Annotated in this window: 15 protein-coding genes; 10 read left to right on the top strand and 5 right to left on the bottom strand. The window is 73.0% G+C overall.

The annotated features are described in order from the left end of the window. Nucleotides 1–65: 65 nt before the first annotated feature. From cydD to EIY87_RS33300, 3 genes are read right to left on the bottom strand one after another with little or no spacing between them, the layout of a single operon-like run. Complete coding sequence (cydD, locus tag EIY87_RS33290) at nt 66–3,386, bottom strand: thiol reductant ABC exporter subunit CydD (RefSeq protein WP_125313876.1); 3,321 nt, start codon at nt 3,384–3,386, stop codon at nt 66–68. Beyond that, the gene (gene cydB, locus EIY87_RS33295; RefSeq protein ID WP_125313877.1) at nt 3,383–4,402 is read right to left on the bottom strand and encodes a cytochrome d ubiquinol oxidase subunit II; all 1,020 of its coding nucleotides are present in this window, start codon (nt 4,400–4,402) and stop codon (nt 3,383–3,385) included. Before cydB ends, cydD begins: the two co-directional genes overlap by 4 nt. Before the next feature lie 16 nt (nt 4,403–4,418). Further along, nucleotides 4,419–5,813, bottom strand: a complete 1,395-nt coding sequence (locus EIY87_RS33300) for a cytochrome ubiquinol oxidase subunit I (RefSeq protein WP_125313878.1) — start codon at nt 5,811–5,813, stop codon at nt 4,419–4,421. 163 nt (nt 5,814–5,976) lie between these two features. On the opposite strand from EIY87_RS33300, the gene EIY87_RS33305 reads away from it, so the two are divergent. Further along, nucleotides 5,977–6,615 (top strand): response regulator transcription factor, encoded by a 639-nt coding sequence (locus EIY87_RS33305; RefSeq protein WP_191984363.1) that lies wholly within the window; start codon nt 5,977–5,979, stop codon nt 6,613–6,615. A gap of 3 nt (nt 6,616–6,618) precedes the next feature. Here the strand turns inward: EIY87_RS33305 and EIY87_RS33310 are convergent, their stop codons facing one another. Next, the gene (locus EIY87_RS33310) at nt 6,619–7,611 is read right to left on the bottom strand and encodes an Acg family FMN-binding oxidoreductase (RefSeq protein WP_191984364.1); all 993 of its coding nucleotides are present in this window, start codon (nt 7,609–7,611) and stop codon (nt 6,619–6,621) included. Nucleotides 7,612–7,724: 113 nt separating this feature from the next. Here EIY87_RS33310 and EIY87_RS33315 point away from each other — a divergent pair, with 113 nt between their 5' ends. The 7 genes from EIY87_RS33315 (at nt 7,725) to EIY87_RS33345 (ending at nt 17,640) form a co-directional block, all read left to right on the top strand. After that, on the top strand, nt 7,725–9,452 hold the full coding sequence (locus tag EIY87_RS33315; RefSeq protein WP_125313879.1) for a sensor histidine kinase: 1,728 nt from the start codon (nt 7,725–7,727) through the stop codon (nt 9,450–9,452). Nucleotides 9,453–9,745: 293 nt separating this feature from the next. Continuing rightward, on the top strand, nt 9,746–10,156 hold the full coding sequence (locus tag EIY87_RS33320; RefSeq protein WP_125313880.1) for an Hsp20/alpha crystallin family protein: 411 nt from the start codon (nt 9,746–9,748) through the stop codon (nt 10,154–10,156). Nucleotides 10,157–10,223: 67 nt separating this feature from the next. Next, a complete protein-coding gene (locus tag EIY87_RS33325; RefSeq protein ID WP_125313881.1) occupies nt 10,224–12,836 on the top strand; it encodes a bifunctional acetate--CoA ligase family protein/GNAT family N-acetyltransferase in 2,613 nt (870 codons plus the stop codon). Nucleotides 12,837–12,847: 11 nt separating this feature from the next. Continuing rightward, the gene (locus EIY87_RS33330; protein WP_125313882.1) at nt 12,848–13,975 is read left to right on the top strand and encodes an acetate/propionate family kinase; all 1,128 of its coding nucleotides are present in this window, start codon (nt 12,848–12,850) and stop codon (nt 13,973–13,975) included. Beyond that, entirely contained in the window at nt 13,941–14,330 is a 390-nt protein-coding gene (locus EIY87_RS33335) for a hypothetical protein (RefSeq protein WP_125313883.1), read from the top strand. The genes EIY87_RS33330 and EIY87_RS33335 overlap by 35 nt, the downstream gene beginning before the upstream one ends. Next, entirely contained in the window at nt 14,327–15,040 is a 714-nt protein-coding gene (locus EIY87_RS33340) for a hypothetical protein (RefSeq protein ID WP_125313884.1), read from the top strand. Before EIY87_RS33335 ends, EIY87_RS33340 begins: the two co-directional genes overlap by 4 nt. Further along, on the top strand, nt 15,037–17,640 hold the full coding sequence (locus tag EIY87_RS33345) for a cation-translocating P-type ATPase (RefSeq protein ID WP_125313885.1): 2,604 nt from the start codon (nt 15,037–15,039) through the stop codon (nt 17,638–17,640). The genes EIY87_RS33340 and EIY87_RS33345 overlap by 4 nt, the downstream gene beginning before the upstream one ends. A 58-nt stretch (nt 17,641–17,698) precedes the next feature. On the opposite strand, the gene EIY87_RS33350 is transcribed toward EIY87_RS33345, so the two are convergent. Continuing rightward, nucleotides 17,699–18,148: a universal stress protein gene (locus EIY87_RS33350; protein ID WP_125313886.1), complete on the bottom strand. Its 450-nt coding sequence runs from the start codon at nt 18,146–18,148 to the stop codon at nt 17,699–17,701. Between the two features lie 169 nt (nt 18,149–18,317). Here EIY87_RS33350 and EIY87_RS33355 point away from each other — a divergent pair, with 169 nt between their 5' ends. Together EIY87_RS33355 and ppsA are read left to right on the top strand one after the other, a co-directional pair. Beyond that, nucleotides 18,318–19,280, top strand: coding sequence for an Acg family FMN-binding oxidoreductase (locus EIY87_RS33355; RefSeq protein ID WP_125313887.1), 963 nt, complete (start codon nt 18,318–18,320; stop codon nt 19,278–19,280). Further along, nucleotides 19,277–21,520: a phosphoenolpyruvate synthase gene (ppsA, locus tag EIY87_RS33360; protein ID WP_125313888.1), complete on the top strand. Its 2,244-nt coding sequence runs from the start codon at nt 19,277–19,279 to the stop codon at nt 21,518–21,520. The genes EIY87_RS33355 and ppsA overlap by 4 nt, the downstream gene beginning before the upstream one ends. Nucleotides 21,521–21,674: the final 154 nt, after the last annotated feature.

The raw sequence follows: 21,674 nt of genomic DNA on the forward strand, positions 1-21,674 counted from the left end.
TGCCCGGTCAAGGCCACTCCGCGGTTTCCCCGAGGGTGAAGGTCAACAGCCGCCGACGCCGGGAGTCAAGCCGTGCCGGTGAGGCCGACCGCGGGCAGCTCGGCGAACTCCGCCGGCCGGTGCGTCACCACCAGCGCCGACCGGCCTTCCGTCGCGTGCAGTACGTCGGCCGCCAACGCTGCCGCCGTCGGGGCGTCCAGGTGGGCCGTCGGTTCGTCCAGCAGCAGGATCGGGCGGTCCGACAGCAACGCTCGTGCCACGCCCAAGCGCTGACGCTCACCTCCGGACACCGGCGTTCCGTGCGTGCCCAGCGCCGTGTCGAGACCCTCCGGCAGGTGCGAGAACCACTGCGAAAGCTGAGCCCGGCCCAGCGCCGCCCGCAGTTCGGCGTCGGTGGCCGACGGCCGGGCCAGGCGGAGGTTCTCCCGCAGCGTGCTGTCGAACAGGTGCGTTTCCGGTCCGCACCAGGCGATGCGCGACCGGACCGAGTCGCCGTCGCAGGTCAGCGTGTTCGTCTCGGCCAGCAGGATGCGGCCCGCCGAAGGGTCGAGGTGGCGCATCAACGCCGCGATCACCGTGCTCTTGCCCGCGCCCGAGCGGCCCGTCAACGCGAGACGGTGGCCGTCGCCGAGGCGGAGATCGACGCCCTGGACCGCGTCGGACGGCGCACCCGGCCAGCGGACCGCCAGGTGCTCGGCCGCCAGCTCGGTCGCGGCCGGGGCGAGGGCGGTGGCCGGGGTGCAGGGCGCGGGAAGAACGTCCAGCTCGGCGAGCCGGCGCGCGGAACCCGACGCGCCGAGCAGTCGCTGGGCCGCCTCCGGGAGCCCGGCCACCAGCTCGGCCGTCGCGAGCGGCGTCAGCGCCAGCACCGCCAGCGCCGGGCCGGGCACCGCCGCCAGGATGCCCAGCGCCAGGCACGTCACCGACGTCAGCCCGACGCCGAGCGCGGCGATCCCGCCACCCAGGCCGCGCCACCCGGCCGAACGGCGCTGCAACGTCGTCAACCGAGCGTCGAGTTCGCGCAGCCGCGAGTGGCGCCGAGCCGCCGCGTCGTGGGTGATCAGGTCCGCCGACGCCTGCAGCAGCTCGACCGTCCCCGCGGTCAGGTCCGCGCGCAGCCGTGCCGTCGAGCGCAGCGCTCGGCGAGCCACCCACGCCGCGACGACCGGGGCCACCAGGCCGGCGACCGCCAAACCCGCAGCCGCCGGAAGAAGGGCGCCGGGCAGGATGACGCCGAGGGTGACCGCGGTCGCCGTCAGGACCAGGAACGTCGACACGCCCGGGACCAGGCCCCGGACCAGGACGTCCTGCTGGCTGTCCACATCGGACACGAGCCGGTGCAGCAGGTCGCCCCGCCGCAGCCGTGCGGTGCCGGCCGGGCCGATCCGGACCAGCTGCGCCCACACCCGTACCCGCAGTTCCGCCAGTGCGCGCAGGGCCACGTCGTGGGACAGCAGCCGCTCGCTGTAGCGGAAGATGCCCTTGGCCAGGCCGAACGTCCGCACCGCCACGATCGCCACCATCAGGCTCAGCACCGGCGGGTGCAGGGCCGCGCTCGCGATCAGCCACGACGACGTCGCCGTGAGCGCCACCCCGCAGCCCAGCGCGGCGGTCGCGGCCAGGCAGGCCAGCGCGAGCCGTAGCCGGTGCGGCCGGACCGCTTCGCGCAACGGCCGCCACGTCGGCACGTCCACAGTGGACGGCGAAACGACCGGAGCCGCGGCCGGGCGCGAAACCGGCCGCGGTGGGACGGCGTCCGAAACAGCCGGAAGGACGACCGGCTCGCCGAGGGAGATCACACGGTCGCAGTGGGCCAGCACGGCCGGGTGGTGACTGACGATGACGGCGGTCCGCCCGGCGAGCACCTTCGGCAGCCGCTCCAGGATGGCCGCCTCCGTCTCCGCGTCGACGCCCTCGGTGGGCTCGTCCAGCAGGATGAGCGGCCGGTCGAGGAGCACCGCGCGGGCCAGCGCGACCCGGCGGCGCTGCCCGGTCGACAGCCCGGCGCCCAGCTCACCGACCACTGTGGACAGCGGGATGTCGAGGGCCGCGGTGTCGGCGGCGGCGAGCACGGCGTCGTCGGGCGCGTCGGGGCTGCCCAGGCGGATGTTCTCCGCCACCGTCCCGGCGACCAGGTGCGGCTGCTGCGGCACCCAGGCCAGGTGCCGGTGCCAGGTCGCGCGGCCGACGTCGGCGAGGTCGGTGCCGCCGACCAGGATCCGGCCGCCGTCGGGCCGCCGCCAGCCCAGGAGCAGGTCGAGCAGCGTCGACTTGCCCGCCCCGCTCGGCCCGGTCACGCCGAGCACCTCGCCGGGTGGCAGGCGCAGGCTGAAGCCGTCCAGGATCGGGCCGGAACGGCCCTCGACCGTGACGTCTTCGCAGCGCAACGCCGTGCGTGCCAAGTCGGGCACCACGCTCGTGCCACCGTCGTCGGACGGCGCGCCGGCGAGCGCGATGATCTCCTCGGCCGCGGCGAGGCCCTCGGCGCTGTCGTGGAACCGCGCGCCGACCGCCCGCAGCGGCAGGTAGATCTCCGGGGCGAGGATCAGCACGACGAGCGCGGTCCGAAGGTCGAGTTCCCCGGCCAGCAACCGCAGGCCGATCGACACGGCGACGACCGCCACCGACAGCGTCGCCAGCAGTTCGAGGGCCAGCGCGGACAGGAACGCGACGCGCAGCGTCCGCATGGTGTGCTCGCGGTACCGCCCGGTGATTTCCCGCAGCGACCGGATCTGCGCGCGGGCGCGGCCGAACGCGGTCAGCTCGGCGAGGCCCGCGACCAGGTCGAGGAAGTGGTTGCCCAGCACGGACAGGGTCTGCCACTGGCGCCGGACGTCGCGCTGGGTGTAGCGCCCGATGAGGATCATGAACACCGGGATGAGCGGCACCGTGAGCCCGGCGATCACCGCGGCGACCCAGTCGGCGGCCAGGATCCGCACGCCGACGACCAGCGGGACGACCGCTGCGACCAGCAGCTGGGGGAGGTAGCGCGCGAAGTAGCCCTCGAGCCGGTCGACGCCGTGCGTGGCCAGGGCGGCGACCTCGGCGGGGGAGCGGCCGGCCCGCCGGGGCCCGATCCGCAGCGCGGCCGCGATCACCGTTTCGCGCAGCTGGGAGAGGGCTCGGGCGGCAGCGCGGTGTGCGGTCGTCTCGGCCAGCCAGGTGATCCCGGCTCTGGCCACGACGACGGCGGTCAGCAGGCCGAGCGGCAACACCAGGCTGTGCAGCGAAAGGCCGTCGAGGAAGGCCCACGTGATGGTCTTCGCGAGCAGTTCCGCCTGGGCGAGCACCAGCATCGCGGTGAGCACGCCCCAGCCCGCGCAGGCGAGGACGAACGGCCGGACCGCGCTCGCGTGGCGCAGCAGCCGCGGGTCGAGGGGCTTCACCGGCGGGTCGCGGGCAGGCCGCCGCCGGCGGGGATCGAGGACCGGCTGATCCGCTTGCGGAACACCCAGTACGTCCAGGCCTGGTAGGCCAGCACGATCGGGGTGAACACCACCGCCACCCAGGTCATGATCCGCAGCGTGTACGGCGTCGAGGACGCGTTCGCCGTGGTCAGGCCGAACGCCGGGTCGGTCGTGGACGGCAGCACGTCCGGGTACAGCGCCCAGAAGAGCGTGCCGGTGACCGCGATGATCGCGCCGGCGGTGCTCGCGAAGGCCAGCCCGTCCCGCTCACCCGCGGCGAACAGCACGCCCGCCGCCAGGAGCAGGGCGGCGACGGCCGCCGTGAGCCACGTCCAGCCGCCGTGCTCGACGGCGGTGTAGGCGAGGAACCCGCCGCCGGTCACGATCGCCGCGCCGCCCAGCGCGCGGCTCAGCGTCCGGGCGCGGTCGCGCAGGGCCTCGGTCGTCTTCAGGGTGAGGAACACGGCCCCGTGGAAGGTGAACAGGCTCAGCGTGGCCAGCCCACCGAGCAGCGCGTACGGGTTGAGCAGGGTGAAGAACGAGCCGGTGAAGTGGTGCTGGGCGTCGAGCGGGACGCCGTGGACGATGTTGCCGAACGCCACGCCCCAGAGCAGCGCCGGCGCCGCGGAACCGGCCACGATGACCCAGTCCCAGGTGTTCCGCCACCGCGGGCTGTCGATCTTGCCGCGGAACTCGAACGCGACGCCCCGCAGGATCAGCGCGACCAGCACGAGCAGCAGCGCCAGGTAGAAGCCGGAGAACAGGCTCGAGTACCAGAGCGGGAACGCGGCGAAGGTGGCGCCGCCGGCGACGAGCAGCCACACCTCGTTGCCGTCCCACACCGGGCCGATCGTGTTGATGAGCACGCGGCGGTCGGTGTCGTCGTGGCCGAGGACGCGCAGCAGCGTGCCGACGCCGAAGTCGAAGCCTTCCAGGACGAAGTACCCGGTCCAGAGGACCGCGATGAGCAGGAACCAGATGTCGGTGAGGGCCATGGCGGGTTCTCCGGCGTCAGTAGGCGAAGGCCGCGGGCCGCGGCTCGTCGGACTCGGATTCGGGTGCCTCGGGCGGCGGAGGACCGGCTTTGGCGTAGCGGACCATCAGGACGCCGTCGACGACCGCGAGGACGCCGTAGAGCACCGTGAACACGATCAGCGAGGTCAGCACGTTCCCGACGGAGACGGTGGGCGACACCGAATCGGCGGTTTTCAGCACGCCGAACACCGACCACGGCTGGCGGCCCATCTCGGTGAAGATCCAGCCGACGCTGTTGGCCAGGAACGGCAGGGCGAGCCCGGCCGTGGCGACGGGGAAGAACCAGCGGGCGCGCGGGGTGCGGCCGCGGCGGAACAGCCAGAGCCCGGCCAGCGAGAGCAGCAGGCACAGGAAGCCGAAGCCGATCATCAGCCGGAACGTCCAGTAGGTGACCGGGATGTCGGGCCGGTACTCACCGGGCCCGTACTGCTGCCGCTCGGCGGCCTGCAGGTCGTTGACGCCCTCGACCTGCCCGTCGAACTTCCCGGTGGCCATGAAGGACAGGACGCCGGGCACGCGGATGCTGAACTTCTCCTGCGAGCCGTCGAGCGAGCCGATGGTGAACAGCGAGAACGAGGCGGGCGCGACCGTGTCGTAGAGCGCTTCGGCGGCGGCCATCTTCATCGGCTGCTGCTCGGTCATCAACCGGGCCTGCAGGTCACCGGTGACGATGACGCCGAGGCTCGCGATCAGCACGGTGACCAGGGCGAGCTTCATCGACGGGCGGAAGACGTCGGCGTCGCGCCGCCGCTTGAGCTGCCAGGCGCTGATCCCGACGACGAACATGCCGCCGGTGAGGAAGCACGCGGTGATGGTGTGGGCGAAGGCGCCGACGGCGGTCGAGTTGGTCAGGACGGCGCCGAAGTCCTTCAGTTCCGCGCGGCCGGTCGCGGGGTTGACCGCGTAGCCGACGGGGTGCTGCATCCAGGAGTTGGCGGCGAGGATGAAGTACGCCGAGAGCACGGTGCCGATCGAGGCGAGCCAGATGGTGGCCAGGTGCAGCTTCTTCGGCAGCTTGTCCCAGCCGAAGATCCACAGGCCGAGGAACGTCGACTCGAGGAAGAACGCGAGCAGCCCTTCGATGGCCAGTGGCGCGCCGAAGATGTCGCCGACGAACGTGCTGTAGTCCGACCAGTTCATCCCGAACTGGAACTCCTGCACGATGCCGGTCGCCACGCCCATGGCGAAGTTGATGAGGAACAGCTTTCCCCAGAACTTCGTCATCCGGCGGTACTTGTCGTTCCGGGTCCGCACCCAGGCCGTCTGCATCCCGGCGACCAGGAAGGACAGCCCGATGGTCAGCGGGACGAAGAGGAAGTGGTAGACGGTGGTGATCCCGAACTGCCATCGGGCGAGGTCCAGGGCGCTCATCGGGGTTCTCCTGCTCGTTCGCGGGTCACCCGGCGAGCATCCGGTGCGAGAGGCGTCCGGCCTTAGGGTCCTTGGTCACTTCCCGGACGGTCCCGGGTCCCTGCCGCCGGGGGACTTGCGGTCGTACGCTGAGCCTTGTCCGATCCGCCCCCGGGAGGTTGTCGTGCTCCGTGTGTTCCTCGTCGATGATCACGAGGTCGTCCGCCGTGGCGTCGCCGACCTGCTGGACGAGGACGAGAACCTCACCGTGGTCGGCCAGGCCGGCAGCGTCTCGCAGGCACTGGCCCGGATCCCGGCGTTGAACCCGGACGTGGCCGTGCTGGACGTCCGGCTGCCGGACGGCAACGGCATCGAGCTGGCGCGGGAGCTGCGGTCGAAGCTGCCCGAGCTCAAGTGCCTGATGCTGACGTCCTACACCGACGAGCAGGCGATGCTCGACGCCGTGATGGCCGGGGCGAGCGGGTTCGTGATCAAGGACATCAAGGGCATGGATCTGGTCTCGGCGGTCCTCGACGTCGGCGCCGGGAAGTCCCTGCTCGACGCGCACGCCGCCGCGGCGTTGATGGCGAAGCTGCGCGACAGCCAGGCGAAGAAGGGGCCGCTGGCGGATCTCTCCGACCAGGAGCGGAAGCTGCTGGAGCTGATCGGCGAGGGCCTGACCAACCGGCAGATCTCGGAGCGGATGTTCCTGGCCGAGAAGACGGTGAAGAACTACGTCTCGCGGCTGTTGACGAAGCTGGGCATGGAGCGGCGCACGCAGGCCGCCGTGCTGGCCACCGAGCTGCGCAACCAGGGCAGCTGAGCCTCACGAGGCGCCCAACGGGGACGGCTCCATCAGGACGTCCGCGAGCGACCGCCGCGGCGTCCACGGCACCGGCGCGCCCCGGCCCAGGCGCAGCACGATCTGGGGCCACAGTCCGCCGCCGAGCAGCTGGCGCAGCTCTGCCCGGACTGCCGGGACCTCGACCGGCTGGGAGATGAAGGACGCGTCGAGCCCGGCCGCCGTCGCGGTCAGCAGGACCCGCTGCATCGCCTGACCCGCCCGGAGCCGGTCGACGCGGGTGTCGTCGAAGGAGCCGATGACCACGACCAAAGGCTCGGAGTCGTCAGGCCGGCCGCGCAGCCGGGTGCCGAAGTCCCGCAGTACCCAGCCGCCGTTGTTCGAGGGCATCGACCCGGCCGCGTAGTCGGGAACGCCGTCGCGGCTGTCCGGGCCGCGCCCGGTCCACTGCCGCCACTCGGCGAGGAAGGCCGGGTCGGCGAGCTGGGCGTGGTGCCCTTTGTGGACCAGCTCGCGCAGCCCCTCCAGCTGCTTCCCGTCCAGCCGCGGCAGCCACGCCTGCTCGACCTCGGCGGCGTGGCGCAGCTCCGCGACCACCGACACCGGGATCGAGCCTGCCTCGAACGGCGTCCGGTTCGTGTGACGGCGCGGGACCGCGTCCGCCAGCTCGACCAGGCGCGGATCGGGCCGGCGAGCCGCGAAGGGCCGGACCACGGCCAGCAGTGTCCGGTCGTCACGCCGGGGGAACAGCGTCGTGGCCGGGTGGGCGCCCAGCGCGTGGATGGCGGCGCGCACGTTGAACAGGGCGGCCCCGCAGGAAAGCAGCAGCTCGCGCTGGTCGGCGTCGGCCACGGGCAGGGCGCGGTCCGGGTCGGCGTGCAGCTCCAGGCCCGCGCGAGTGCAGCGGAAGCGCCAGGGTTGCGTATTGTGCGTCGACGGCGCCAACACCGCAGCGCCGATGACGGACTTCACCTGATCGGAGTCCAGCAAGCCGATCGAAGTGATGGGTAGTGTCATGGTTTCCCCTCGTGCCGCGGGGCGGCACACTGGTGATCCGAAAGCTTGATCCGACGGTCTCTCGCACCGCGGTGCCGCGGAAAGAGGACAAAGTCACTGAAGGCTCGGAGGACTTGGTGAGTGAAGCCGGGCAGGAGCCGCGGCGGTTGGCGGGCACGCTGTCCGGCCTGCGGCTGCGCGAGCTGCTGCGCGATCTGCAGGACCGGATCGAGCTGCTGATCGGCACCCGGGACAAGATGGACGGCCTGCTCGACGCCGTCCTGGCCGTCGCGTCCGGGCTCGAGCTGGACACGACGCTGACGCGGATCGTGCAGGCGGCCATCGAGCTGGGCGAGGCGAAGTACGGCGCGCTCGGCGTGCTCGCCGAGGACGGCTCCCTGTCGGAGTTCCTCTACATCGGGATCGACGACGAGACCCGGCGGCTCATCGGCGACCTGCCCGAGGGGCACGGCGTGCTGGGTGTGGTCATCGAGGAGGCCAAGCCCCTGCGGTTGGCGGAGATCTCGTCGCACCCGGCGTCGGTGGGCTTCCCGGCCCACCACCCGCCGATGCACTCGTTCCTGGGGGTGCCGGTGCGCGTCCGCGATGAGGTGTTCGGCCGGCTCTACCTGACGGAGAAGAAGAACGGGGAGCCGTTCACCGACGACGACGAGGTCGTCGTGCAGGCATTGGCGGCGGCGGCCGGGATCGCGATCGAGAACGCGCACCTCTACGAGCAGGCGCGGGTGCGGCAGCAGTGGCTGGCGGCCACCAGCGAGGTGACGACGGAGCTGCTGGGCGGCACCGATCCGGCCGAGGCGCTCAACCTCATCGCCAGCCGGGCGCTGGAGCTGACCGGCTCCGACGTCACGATGCTCGCCCTGCCCAACTCCGGGCGCCTCGACGTCGACGAGGACTGGGGCGACGACGTCGACGACCTGACGGTCACCGTCTGCGCGGGGGTCCGGGCTTCGGAGCTGTCGGGGACACGCATCGACATCGAGGACAGCGTTCCCGGCTCGGTGTACCGGGACCGGACGCCGCGCAGCGTGCCCGAGCTCACGCTGCGCGAGCACCGCTTCGGGCCCGCGATGGTCGTCCCGCTGCGGGCGGGCGACCGGACGACCGGCGTGCTCATCGCGGCCCGGGAGGCCGGCTCCGCCGGGTTCGAGTCGGCTCAGCTGTCGGTCGTCGCCTCCTTCGCCGACCAGGCGGCGCTGGCGTTGCAGCTGGCGGCGCAGCAGCGGGCGGCGCGCGAGCTGGACGTGCTCGGCGACCGCGACCGGATCGCGCGTGACCTGCACGACCACGTGATCCAGCGGCTGTTCGCGGTGGGGTTGTCGATGCAGAGCACGCAGCGGCGGACGAAGTCGCCGGAGCTGCAGAAGCGGCTGGGGGACAGCATCGAGCAGATGCACGAGATCGTCCAGGAGATCCGCACGGCGATCTTCGACCTGCACGGCGGCGCGGCGGCCGAGACGGGCATGCGCCTGCGCCACCGCCTGCACGACGCGATCGCCGAGCTGACCGACGACGCGCCGCTGCAGCCGACGGTCAGCATGTCGGGTTCGATCGACACGGTGCCGCCCCAGCTGGCCGAGCACGTCGAGGCGGTCGTGCGGGAGGCGGTCAGCAACGCGGTGCGGCACGCGAACGCGTCATCGGTGTCGGTGTCGATCGCGGTGAAGGACGAACTGATCCGCGTCGTCGTTGCCGACGACGGCAAGGGCCTGCCGGAGGGGATTTCGCCGAGCGGGCTGGGGAACCTGCGCGACCGGGCCGAAGCCGTGGGCGGGTCGTTCACGCTCGGCACGGGCGCCGAAGGCGGCGTGCGGCTGGAGTGGACGGCGCCGGTCGGCTGAGCGGGGCTCAACCACGCCGTGGCGTTGGCCGTCCGCTGCTTCCAGGCTTTCTCGTCCGATCGGCGTGGTCGGTGACAATCGGCTAGCGTCTGTCACGCGGGTCGGTGCGCTCCCTCCCCCCTCGGCGCGCCGGCCCGCCCACGCCTGCCGTGCTCGAGCCGTGGGGCTGACCGGGTCCCCGGTTCGGTGACGAAGGTCCTCGCCGTTCGGGCAATCCGGCAGCGTCGCCGATCCCTTCCCCCGAGGTCTCCTTGCTCTGCGACGCCCCGTTCGTCGCGGAGAGGAGAGAACGGATGACCACCTTGGTGCCGGGCTCGCGCCTGGCGTTGCCGAGCATCGCGGCGTGGCTGGAGAACCCCTGGCCGTTCGCCGAGCACAACCCGGTCCGGATCGAGGAGTCCGCCGAGGACGGCAAGTACCTCGTGCGGGCCGAACTGCCCGGCTTCGACCCGGAGAAGCACATCTCCGTCACCACGCACAACGGGCTGCTGACCATCTCCGCCGAGCGTGAGGCGAAGGAAACCGCCGAAGGCGGCCGCAGCGAGTTCTACTACGGCACCTTCAGCCGCACAGTCAGCCTGCCGGCCGGAGCCGACCCGGCGAAGGTCAAGGCGACGTACGCCGACGGCATCCTGGAGATCTCGATGCCGGTTTCGGAGCACCCGCGCGACAAGCACGTCAAGATCCAGGTCACCAAGAACTAGGTGACCCCTCCGCGGTGGGCGCGGCCCTCGGTCGGCCGCGCCCACCCTCGTGCCTTGAGGAGATGCGATGGCCCGGGCCCTGCTCGCGCACGGCGACGTGGTGCTGGTGCGCCCGTTGCACCCGGGCGACACCGCCGAGGTGCTCGCCCTGCACACCCGGCTCACCCCGCAGGACACCCACTTCCGGTTCTTCGGCACTCCGTCCGGGTTGGCCAAGCTCGCGGCCCAGATCGCCGCCGAGGCCGGTCCCGGCCACTACGCCGTGGGCTGCTACCGGCGTGGAGCGCTGGTCGGCGTCGCCAACTACGAGGTGCTGGACGACTCGGCCGACGCCGAGGTCGCCCTCGTGGTCGACGGGACCGTGCGCACCCAGGGGGTGGCCACCCTGCTGATGGAACACCTCGTCTCCCACGCCCGGAAGACCGGGCTGAAGCGGTTCCTCGCCGAGGTCCTCGCCGAGAACGCCAACGTCCTCCACGTCTTCAAGGACCTCGGCCTGCGCTTCGAAGCCAGCATCGGCGGCCCCGAGCGCGACGTCGTGATGATCCTCGAAGACGACCCCGCGTACGTCGAGGCGGTGCTCGAGCGGGACTCGGTCGCCGACGCCGCCAGCCTGGCGCACCTGTTCCGGCCGTCCTCGATCGCCGTGATCGGGGCCGGGCGCCGCCCTGGCTCGGTGGGGAACGCCGTGCTGGCCAACCTGGTCGCCGCCGGCTTCCCCGGCCCGGTCGAGGTGGTGAACCCGCACGCGGACGAGATCCTCGGCGTGCCGAGCGCGCCGTCCGTCGCCGCGCTGAGCCGCACCCCCGAACTCGCGGTGATCTGCCTGCCCGCGCCGGCCGCCGTCGCGGCGGTCGAAGAGTGCGGGAAACGCGGGGTCCGGGCCGTCGTCATCATCTCCTCCGGGCTGACCGGCACCGGCGCCGGTGAGCGCGTCCACGCCGCCGTGCGCGAGTACGGCCTGCGGCTCGTCGGGCCGAACTGCCTCGGCGTCGTCTCGACCGACCCGGCCTGCCCCTACGACCTGACGTTCCTCGCCACCCCGGCCAAGCCGGGCAACATCGGCGTCGTCACCCAGTCCGGCGGCGTCGGTATCGCGCTCGCGGAATCACTCGGCGACCTCGGCCTCGGTGTGTCCACATTGGTCTCCACCGGCGACAAGTACGACGTCAGCGGCAACGACCTGCTGATGTGGTGGGCCGCCGACCGCCGCACCGAACTGGCCGTGCTCTACCTCGAGTCATTCGGCAACCCGCGCAAGTTCGGCCGGCTGGCCCGCCGGCTCGCCCGCACCCGCCCGGTGCTCGCCGTCCGTTCCGGCGGCGGCGACACCGCCCAGCGCGCCGCCGCGTCGCACACCGCCGCAGCCGCCACCCCCGCTGTCACCCGGGACGCGCTGTTCGAACAGGCCGGCGTCATCGCCGTCGACACGGTCGCCGAACTGGTCGACGTCATCGCCGGGCTGTCGTGGCAGCTGCTGCCCGGCGGGCCGCGGGTGGCCGTGGTGAGCAACGCCGGGGGCGCCGGCGTACTGGCCGCCGACGCCTGCGAACGCGAAGGCCTGGTCATGGCCGAGCTGTCCCAGGACACCCGGGACCGCCTCGCGAAGCTGCTGCCCGCCGAAGCGGCGGTGCACAACCCGGTCGACACGACCGCGGCCGTGCGTGCGGAGGTGTTCGCCGACGCCCTGCGCGCGGTCCTCGACGACGACGGCGTCGACGCGGTCATCGCCGCGACCGTGCCCACCGCGGTCGGCGACCCCGGCACGTCGCTCGCCGCGGTGCTCCCGCCCGAGTACAAGACCGTCTTCGCGGTCCGGCCCGGCCAGCGCGCGCGGGTGGCGCCGCTGGTGCCCGGTCCCGGCGTCACGGCCTGCTACGACGACCCCGCCGCGGCCGCCGCGGTGCTGGCCCGGCTGGTCCGCTACGAGCAGTGGCTGAACCGGCCCGAAACCGACGGTTCCCTGACGCCGCTGGAAGATCCGGACGCCCTGCGGGCCTTCGCCGCCGAGCGCGAAGGCTGGCTGTCGCCCGCCGACGCCGTCGAGCTGCTCAGGCTCGCCGACGTCCCCGTGGTGGAGACGCACTACGTCGAGGCAGGTGACTCGATGGACGCCGCGGCCGCCGACCTCGGCTCGCCGGTCGTGCTCAAGGCCGACGCCGAGGGCCTGCTGCACAAGACCGCCGGTGGCGGTGTGCTGCTCAACGTGCGCGGGGCCGACCGGATCGTGGAGGCGTTCCGGGTCCTGCGGTCCCGCTTCGGGGCCGCCCTGCGCGGCGTGACCGTCCAGCCGATGGCCGAACCCGGTCGCGAGCTGCTGGTCGGCGTGCGCTCGGACGCCGTGTTCGGGCCGCTGGTCGTGTTCGGCCTCGGCGGCGTCGACACCGACCTGATCGCCGACCACGCCGCCCGGCTCGCCCCGCTCACCGGCACCGACGCGGACCTGCTGCTGGACGGGTTGCGGTCGTCGAAGGCGCTCTGGGCCTCCGACCTGGACCGGGCAGCGGTGCGCGAGCTGCTGTTGAAGGTCAGCCGGCTGGCCGAGCTGGTGCCGGAGCTGGCCGAACTGGACCTCAACCCGGTGCGTGCGGGCTCAAAAGGCTGCGTGGCGCTCGATGTCCGCGCTCGCCTGCAGCGCGTCGCGGCCGAAGACCCGTTCCTGCGCCGGCTGCGAGACTGAAGGAGCGACCCGTGCGTGTGCTGACCCTGAACCCGGGCTCGTCGAGCGTGAAGGTGTCGCTGGTCGTCGACGGTACCGCCGTCGGCTGGACCGCCTGGGACCTGACCAACCTGAACTCCGGTGTCGGTCCGGCGATCCACCGCTGGTCCGAAGTGGACGCCGTCGCCGTCCGGTTCGTCCACGGCGGCTCCCAGAAGGCCCCGGTCCGCGTGGACGACGCCTTGCTCGCCAACCTCGAACGGCTCACGTCGCTGGCGCCCAACCACCAGCCGCTGTCGCTGGAGATCACCCGGGAAGTCCGCCGCCTGCTGCCGGACCTGCCGGTGGTGGCCTGCTTCGACACCGCCTTCCACGCGCGGATGCCGGACGCGGCGGCGCGGTACCCACTGCCCCGGGCATGGACGGTGCAGAACCGCTTGCGCCGCTACGGTTTCCACGGCTTGTCGTGCCAGTACTCCTTGCGCCGCACCGGCGAGCTGCTCGGCCGGGAGCCCGGGGAGCTGCAGCTCGTGTGCGCCCACGTCGGCGCGGGTGTGTCGGTGACCGCGATCCGCGGCGGCCACGGCGTCGACACGAGCATGGGTTTCACCCCGCTCGAAGGCGCCATGATGGCCACGCGGTCGGGTTCGGTCGATCCCGGTCTGCTGCTGCACGTGATGCAGACGGCGCCGATGACCGCGGCGGAGATGGCCGACGCGCTGTTCCACCGGTCCGGGCTGGCCGGGATGACCGGCACCGACGGCGACCTGCGGCGCGTGCTGGCCGCGGCGGCCCGCGGCGACCAGGACGCTTCGGTGGCGCTCGACGTCTACCGGCACCGGCTGGGCCGGGAGATCGGTGCGGCCGCGACGAGCCTGTCCCGGCTGGACGCGGTGGTGTTCACCGGCGGCGTGGCCGAGCACCAGCCCGAGCTGATCACGTCCGTGCTCGGCGGCCTGGGCGTGCTCGGCCTGCGTGCCGGAGCCCTCCCGCGCACCGACGCCGACCGGATCGTCACGGCGGCGGATTCCCCGGTGCCTGCCCTGATCGTGCTGCCCCGGGAAGACCTGGAGCTGGCCCGCGGCGCCGAAGAGGCGCTGGCCCGAGTGTCCGTGAGGTGCCCCCATGCACGTCCTGCTGACCGAAGCGTCCTTCGGTGACGCCGACTCCCTCGTCCAGCCCCTGCGCGACGCCGGGTGCCTGGTCAGCCGCTGCCACGACCGCACCGGGCTCTGCCGCGCCCTGGCCCCGGGCGGCCGGTGCCCGCTCGACGAGCCGTTCGCCCAGCCCGACCTCGTCGTCGACGTCCGCGGCCGGGAACCGGAGCTGACGGCGCGCGAGTTCGGCGTCGTCTGCGCGGTCCGCGACCACGTCCCGGTCGCCCTCGTCTCCCCGGACGTCCGGGCGGAAATCCCGCCGGGGCTGGAGAACCGCGTCACGGTGATCGACGTAGCCGGTCTCCTGGCCACCTGCCGGGCCGCCACCAGGCACCTCCCGGTGCACCCGGGAAGATGAGCGGGTTCCGCTGGGACACCTCGTCCCGGGCCGTGCTCGGCGACGCGCTGGCGCGGCTGGGCCCGAACCGATGCGTCGCCGAGGTGCGGCCGGACGAAGTCGTCCTGACCGAGCCGGTCTCCCGGCGCGAGCGGGCGGGCAACGCGGCCCTGTTCGAGTGCGGTGCGGCCCTGTCGACCGTCTGGACGGTGCTGCGGGTCCTGGGCCGCGATCCGGTGGTGGCGTTCCCGTACGACGCCGACCGGCCCGACGTGGCGGCGGTCGTCCGAGCCGGTGCGGCGCGGCCGCCGTCGAGCGGCGAGTGGGCGCGGTACGTGGCGCTGCGCAAGCTGGCGGAGCCGGAGCTGCGGCCGGTCAGCCTGGCCGTGCTGAGGGCGCTGGCGGGTGACGACTTCTGGCCGGAGACCGACGTGCGCGTCGTGCGTCCCGGCTGGGTGCCGGCCCTGGACCAGCTCGGCGCCGACGTCACCGGCCAGTCGGCGCTGCTCGTCACCACCCCGGGCGACAGCCGCCGGCACCACGTCCTCGCCGGCGCCGCGCTCCACGGCACCCGGCTCGCCGCCGCCGTGCGGGGCTTCGCGTCCCGCGGCGTCCTGCTGCCCCGCCAGACGTCTGCCGAGCGGGCTCGGCAGACCGAGATCATCCCCGGCATCCCGCACGGGGTGCTGCTGGTCGGCCTCGCCACCCCGAAGCGAAGGAAGGCACGATGACCACGCACCTGAAGACCAAGCCGGCCGAGGCGCCGCCGGTCGACGCCCGGGAGCCGGTCGCCCGGCTGCTGCGGGACCTGCGGACCACACCGGGCGGCCTGACGGCGCGGGAAGCCGCCCGCCGGCTGCAGGTGAGCGGCCCGAACGCACTGCCGTCGCACCGCGGCCGGAGGTGGCCCCTCGAACTGGGACGGCAGCTGGTCCACCCGCTGGCCCTCCTGCTGTGGGTGGCGGGTGGCCTGGCCTGGGCCGCCGGGACGACGAACCTGGCGATCGCCATCGCCGGCGTCATCCTGCTCAACGGCCTGCTGGCGTTCGTCCAGGAACAGCAGGCGGAGAAGGCGGTCGAGGCGCTGGGGAAGTACCTGCCCGACCGCGCACCGGTGCTGCGCGACGGCCAGGTCTGGCACGTCCCGGCGACCGAGCTGGTCCCCGGTGACGTGCTCGTCCTGGAAGAAGGCAACCGGATCCCGGCCGACGCCCGGCTGGTCGACGGCACCGTGGACGTCGACGCGTCGATGCTGACGGGGGAGTCGGTGCCGGTGACCCGGATGGCCGACGCCCACGACGACGCTTCGCGCCCCCTCGACTCGCCGGTGCTCGTCTTCAGCGGCACGGTGTGCGTGGCCGGCGCCGCGCACGCGGTCGTCCACGCCACCGGGCGGCACACCGAGATCGGCCGGATCGCGTCGCTGTCGTCGCGCGTCGGGCGGGAGGAGAGCCCGCTCGAACGCCAGGTCCGGCGGGTGGCGTGGCTGATCGCGCTGGTCGCCGTCGTCGTCGGGATCGGCTTCCTGCCGCTGGGCTGGCTGGCCGGGCTGTCGTGGTCGGCGGCGTTCGTGTTCGCGATCGGCCTGCTGGTGGCCAACGTGCCCGAGGGCCTGCTGCCGACGATCACCCTCGCGCTGGCGGCGGGCGTGCGGTCGATGGCGAAGGCCGGGGCGCTGGTGAAACGGCTGTCGGAGGTGGAGACGCTGGGGTCGACGACGGTGATCTGCACCGACAAGACCGGGACCTTGACGCGCAACGAGATGAGCGTCGAGGAGGCGCACCCGGTCGGGGAGCAGTTCGTCGGGGCGCTGGCCCGGTGCAGCACCGCCGACCTCGGCGCGTCGAGCGGCGACCCGACCGAACTGGCGCTGCTGCGGTACGCGAGCGCGAACGGAGCCGACCTGTCGCTGCGCGACGCCGCCCGGAAGGCGCTGTACCCGTTCGACCCGCGGCTCAAGCGGATGTCCACGGTGGACCTGGTCGGCGGCGACCTGTGGGTCTCGACCAAGGGGGCGCCGGAGCAGGTCCTGCCCCGCTGCGCGATGCCGGCCGGGGAACGAGCCCGGCTGCTGGCACTGGTCGACGAGATGGCGGGCCGGGCGCTGCGCGTGCTGGCGGTGGCCGGCCGCCGGGTGTCCGCGCTGCCGGCCGGCCGTGACGAGGCCGAGACGGATCTGATCCTGCTCGGCTTGGTGGGTCTGGTCGACCCGCCGCGGCCCGAGGTCGCCGCGGCGGTCGCGGACTGCCATTCGGCGGGCATTCGGGTGCACGTGGTGACCGGCGACAACGGCCGCACGGCGGCGGAGATCGCCCGCCGCGTCGGGATCGGCGCGGACCGCGTGATCGGCGGCGAGGAGCTGGCAGAGCTTCCGGAGCCGTCCCTCGACGAAGCGCTGACGGCCAACGGCGAGATCGTGTTCTCCCGCGCGGCGCCGGAGGACAAGCTGCGCATCGCCGACGCACTGCGCGACTGCGGCGAAGTGGTGGCGATGACCGGCGACGGCGTCAACGACGCCCCGGCGTTGCGCCGCGCGGACATCGGCGTGGCGATGGGCATCGGCGGCACGGATGTGGCCAAGGAAGCGGCGACGGTGGTGCTCACGGACGACAACTTCGCGACGATCGTCGCCGGCGTCCGGGAGGGGCGGCGGGTCTTCGACAACGTCCGGAAGTTCGTGCTGTACATCTTCGCGCACGCGGTGCCGGAAGTGCTGCCGTTCCTGCTGTTCGCGGTGTCGGGCGGGATGATCCCGTTGCCGTTGACGGTGTTGCAGATCCTCGCGATCGATCTGGGTACGGAGACGTTGCCCGCGTTGGCGTTGGGCCGGGAGCCCGCCGAGCCGGGCCTGATGTCGCGCCGCCCGCGACGGCGATCGGAGGGCGTGGTCACGGGCCGGATGTTGCTGCGGGCGTGGGGAATCATGGGCCTGGTGTCGGGAGTGCTGGTGCTGGGCGCGTTCTTCGCGGTGCTGTACGCGGCGGGCTGGCACCCGGGAGCCGATGTGACGTCGGGCGCTCTGCACGTGGCGTACTTGCAGGCCACGACGGCGAGCTTCGCGGCGATCGTGTTCTGCCAGGTGGGTACGGCGTTCGCGGCCCGGACGGAACGGGTGTCGCTGCGCTCGGTGGGCTTGACGACGAACCGGTTGCTGCTGGGCGGAATCGTGTTCGAGCTGGTGTTCGCGGCGGCGTTGATCTACCTGCCGCCGCTGCAGGCGCTGTTCGGGACCGCGGCGCTGCCGGCGTGGGTGGTCGCGATGCTGCTCCCGATGCCGGTGCTCGTGTGGGGAGCGGACGAGCTGTTCCGGTGGGTCACCCGCCGCCGCTGATGCTCAGCTGCTCGGTAGTCGCCGGAGTCGCCGTCCCTGTTTCACTTCCGGGGCGATATCAGGCCGGGGCGAGCCGGTTCGCGGCTTCCGGGGTGATCACCAAGACCGGGCACCGCGAATACCGCACGCACTCCCGTCCCACGCTCCCCAGCACGAGGTCCGACAAGGCGCCTCCGCGGTGGGTGCCGAGCACGAGCAGGTCCGCGTCCGCCGATGCCGTGACCAGTTCCGTCGCCGGGTCACCGTGGACCTGCTGGGTCTCGACGGTGGCCGCGGTCTCGACGCCCAGGTCGCGCACGTGCGCGTCGAGCGAGTAGCCCGCCTCCGGGACCCGGCCGTGCGGCTGGATGGCGAACGACGTGCCGGGCAGCAGCGTGTCGCGCGGGCGGACGAGGATCGCGCGGACCGTGTCGCCCGCGTGGGCGCCGATTTCGAGGGCCCACCGCAGTGCCGCGTCGCCGCGGGGTGAGCCGTCCATGCCGACGACGATGACGCGACCAGTGCTCATGACTTCCTTCTTTCCTCCGTGACGGCGCCATCGTGCGCCCGCCCGGCCGCGGCCCGGTAGGGGACGAATTCCGCCGGAGCGGAGGACTTTGTGCTCCGGTGCCGGTCCCGCCGTCCTCGCGACCATGACTTCGGCGGGGCATCCGGCCCCGCGCCGAGGAGTGACCGCGATGACCGTCCTGACCACCGAGCAGCTCGGCGTTCTCGCGCGCGCCGTCAGCCGGGCGCCTTCGGTGCACAACAGCCAGCCGTGGCAGCTGCTCGTCCGGGGCACCGAGGTCGACCTGCTCGAACGGCGGGACGTCGAGCTGCGCCGGCACGATCCGAACGGGCGGGACCGGCTGCTCTCCTGTGGTGCCGCCGCGACGAACCTCGAACTCGCCGTCCGGGCTCTCGGGCGCGACTGCCACCTCGAATGGCGGAGCGACGCAGCCGCCACCGTGACGATCGGCCGCCCGCACGCCACGTCCGCTCGCGACTTCGCCCTCTACCGCGCCATCGCCCGGCGGCGCAGCCACCGGCGCCCGTTCTCGCCGGAACGCGTACCCGAAGCGGCCCGCGCCGCCGTGGCGGCCGCGGGGGAGGCGGCCGGCCTGCACGTCGTCGTGCCCGGACAGCTCGGCAAGCTGGCCGAACTGCTCGGCTTCGCCACGCGCGTGCTCCGCGACGACCGTGCCTACCAGCGTGAGCTGGAGTTCTGGACCGCGCACACGCACGGCTGGGGCGCGATCGGTGACGGCGTTCCCGAAGCCGCGCTGAGTCCCGAAGCGCTGCCGGTGGCGGGGCTCGTCCGTGCCCGCACGCCGGTCCCGGACGACGTCGTGCTCGCGCGCCGGCTCGCCGCGGAACACCTCCTCGTCCTCTGCACCGACACTGACACCCGGACCGACCGGCTGGCCGCCGGTGCGGCCTTGCAGCGCGTCTGGCTCACCGCGACCGTGAAGGCGCTGGTCGGTTCGGTGCTCACCCAGCCCCTGCACTTGACCGGTTTCCGGGCGCGGCTCGTGTCGGAGCTGGCGCTGCCCGGCGTCCCGCAGGCGATCTTCCGCTTCGGCTACCCCGACGTCCCGGCGGCCCCCTCACCCCGGCTCCCGCTCGGTGAGCTGTTCCCACCTCCAGGAGGAACCCGATGAGCTACGTACGCGACCTGTCCGAGATCCGGCTCGCCGACGACGAGACCGTCGGGGGCAAGGGCGCCAACCTCGGCGAGCTGATCTCCGCCGGGTTCCCCGTCCCGGGCGGGTTCGCCGTCTCCCGCGACGGCTATTGGGCGGCGCTGGAGAAGGCGGGCGTCCGCTCCGAGGTGGCCGACCTGCACGCGAAGGCACTGGCCAATGTGGACGACGGCGAGTTCCTGGCCGAGCAGTGCGACCGCATCCGCGACCTCATCCGCCTCGCCGGCCTGACCGGCGAGCTGCGGGAAGAGATCGCGCAGGCCTACCGTGGGCTCGGCGGGTCGACGCCGGTCGCCATCCGGTCTTCGGCCACCGGCGAGGACGGCGCGGAAGCCTCGTTCGCCGGGATGAACGCCACCTACACCAACATCTGGGGTGACCACGCGGTCGCCGAGCACGTCGTGGACTGCTGGGCGTCGCTGTTCAGCCCGCGCGTCGTCAGCTACCGGGCGAGCCGCGGGTTCACCGGTGAGCCGGCGATCGCGGTGGTCGTGCAGCGCATGATCGCCTCGGGGCGCTCCGGGGTCATCTTCACCGCCGATCCGCGGACGGGCGACCGCGACCGCGTGGTCATCGAAGCCGTCTTCGGCCAGGGCGAGGCGATCGTCAGCGGCGCCGTCGAGCCCGACACCTACGTCGTCGGCAAGCAGGAGCTGCTGATCCTGTCGGTGCGGATCGGCAAGCAGACCCACAAGATCGTCGCGGACGAGGGCGGCGGCGACGTCACCATCCAGCTGCCGGAACCCGCGGGCGGACGCCGCGTGCTGAGCGAGACCGCCGTGCTCGAACTGGCCCGGATGGCCACCCGCGTCGAGGAGCACTACGGCGTGCCGCAGGACATCGAGTTCGCGATCGCCGACCACGAAATCTTCCTGGTGCAGTCCCGGCCGATCACCACGCTGCCGCCGCTCACCCCGGCGAGCACCGTCGCGCTGGTGACCGGGCTCGGCGCGTCGCCGGGAGAAGGCAGCGGCGCGGTGCGCGTGCTGCACGACCCGGTCGAGGCGAAGCACCTGCGCGACGGCGAGATCCTAGTCGCACCGATGACCAACCCCGACTGGGTGCCCGCCATCCGCCGGGCGGCCGCGGTCGTCACCGACGGCGGCGGGATGACCTGCCACGCGGCCGTGGTCGCCCGCGAGCTGGGCGTGCCGGCGGTGGTCGGCACCGGCGACGCCACCCGCGTGCTGGCCGACCGTAGCCTCGTCACCGTCGACGGTACCCAGGGGGAGGTCCGGCCGGGCACGACCAAGAAGGCGCCCGCGCACACCGCGCCCGTCGCCGCCCCGGTAGCCCCGGAAGCGATCGGCACCAAGCTCTACGTCAACCTCGCCATGCCCGAGCACGCCGAAGAGGTCGCCGCGCAGGCGGTCGACGGCGTCGGCCTGCTGCGCGCGGAGTTCCTGCTCACCGAGGCGCTCGGTGGCCGGCACCCGCGCGACCTGCTCGCCAAGGGCGAGGAACGGTCCTTTGTGGACAAGATGGCCGAGTCGCTGCTGAAGATCACCAAGCCGTTCGGCGCCCGCCCGGTCGTCTACCGGGCGACCGACCTGCGCACCAACGAGTTCCGCGGTCTCACCGGCGGCGAAGCGTTCGAACCGGTCGAGAGCAACCCGATGATCGGCTACCGCGGCTGCTACCGGTACGTCCGCGAACGCGACCTGTTCGCCCTCGAACTGGAGACCCTCGCGCGGGTGCGCGAGCAGTCGCCGAACCTGCACCTGATGATCCCGTTCGTGCGCACCAAGTGGGAGCTGGAGGAGTGCCTGGAGCTGGTCGACGCCAGCCCGCTGGGCCGGCAGCGCGGCCTGCACCGCTGGGTCATGGCCGAGGTGCCGTCGGTCGTGCACTGGCTGGGCGAGTACGCCGGCATGGGCATCGACGGCGTCTCGATCGGCAGCAACGACCTCACCCAGCTGATACTGGGCGTCGACCGCGACTCGTGGCACTGCGCGGAGCTGTTCGACGAAGCCGACCCGGCGGTGCTCGACGCCATCGAGCGCATCGTCAGCATCGCGCGGCACCGCAACATCACGTCGTCGCTGTGCGGCCAAGCACCCTCCACGAAGCCCGGCTTCGCCGAGCACCTGGTGCGCTTCGGGATCACGTCGATCTCGGTCAACCCGGACGTCATCGGTCCCGCCCGCGCGGCGATCGCCTCGGCCGAGCGCCGCATCCTCCTGGAGGCCACCCGATGAGCCCGGCGATCGAGATCCGCGGGCTGCGGAAGTCCTGCGGGCACATGACGTCCCGAGCCCTTGGGGTCTTTGGTCCTCTCGGGACGTGACGCGCGACCGTCGCGGCGACGACCGGCAGCCGGTGATGCTGAACGCGTCCACTTCCCAGACACCG

It is taken from the genome of Amycolatopsis eburnea (assembly GCF_003937945.1).
Taxonomy (GTDB): Bacteria; Actinomycetota; Actinomycetes; order Mycobacteriales; family Pseudonocardiaceae; genus Amycolatopsis; species Amycolatopsis eburnea.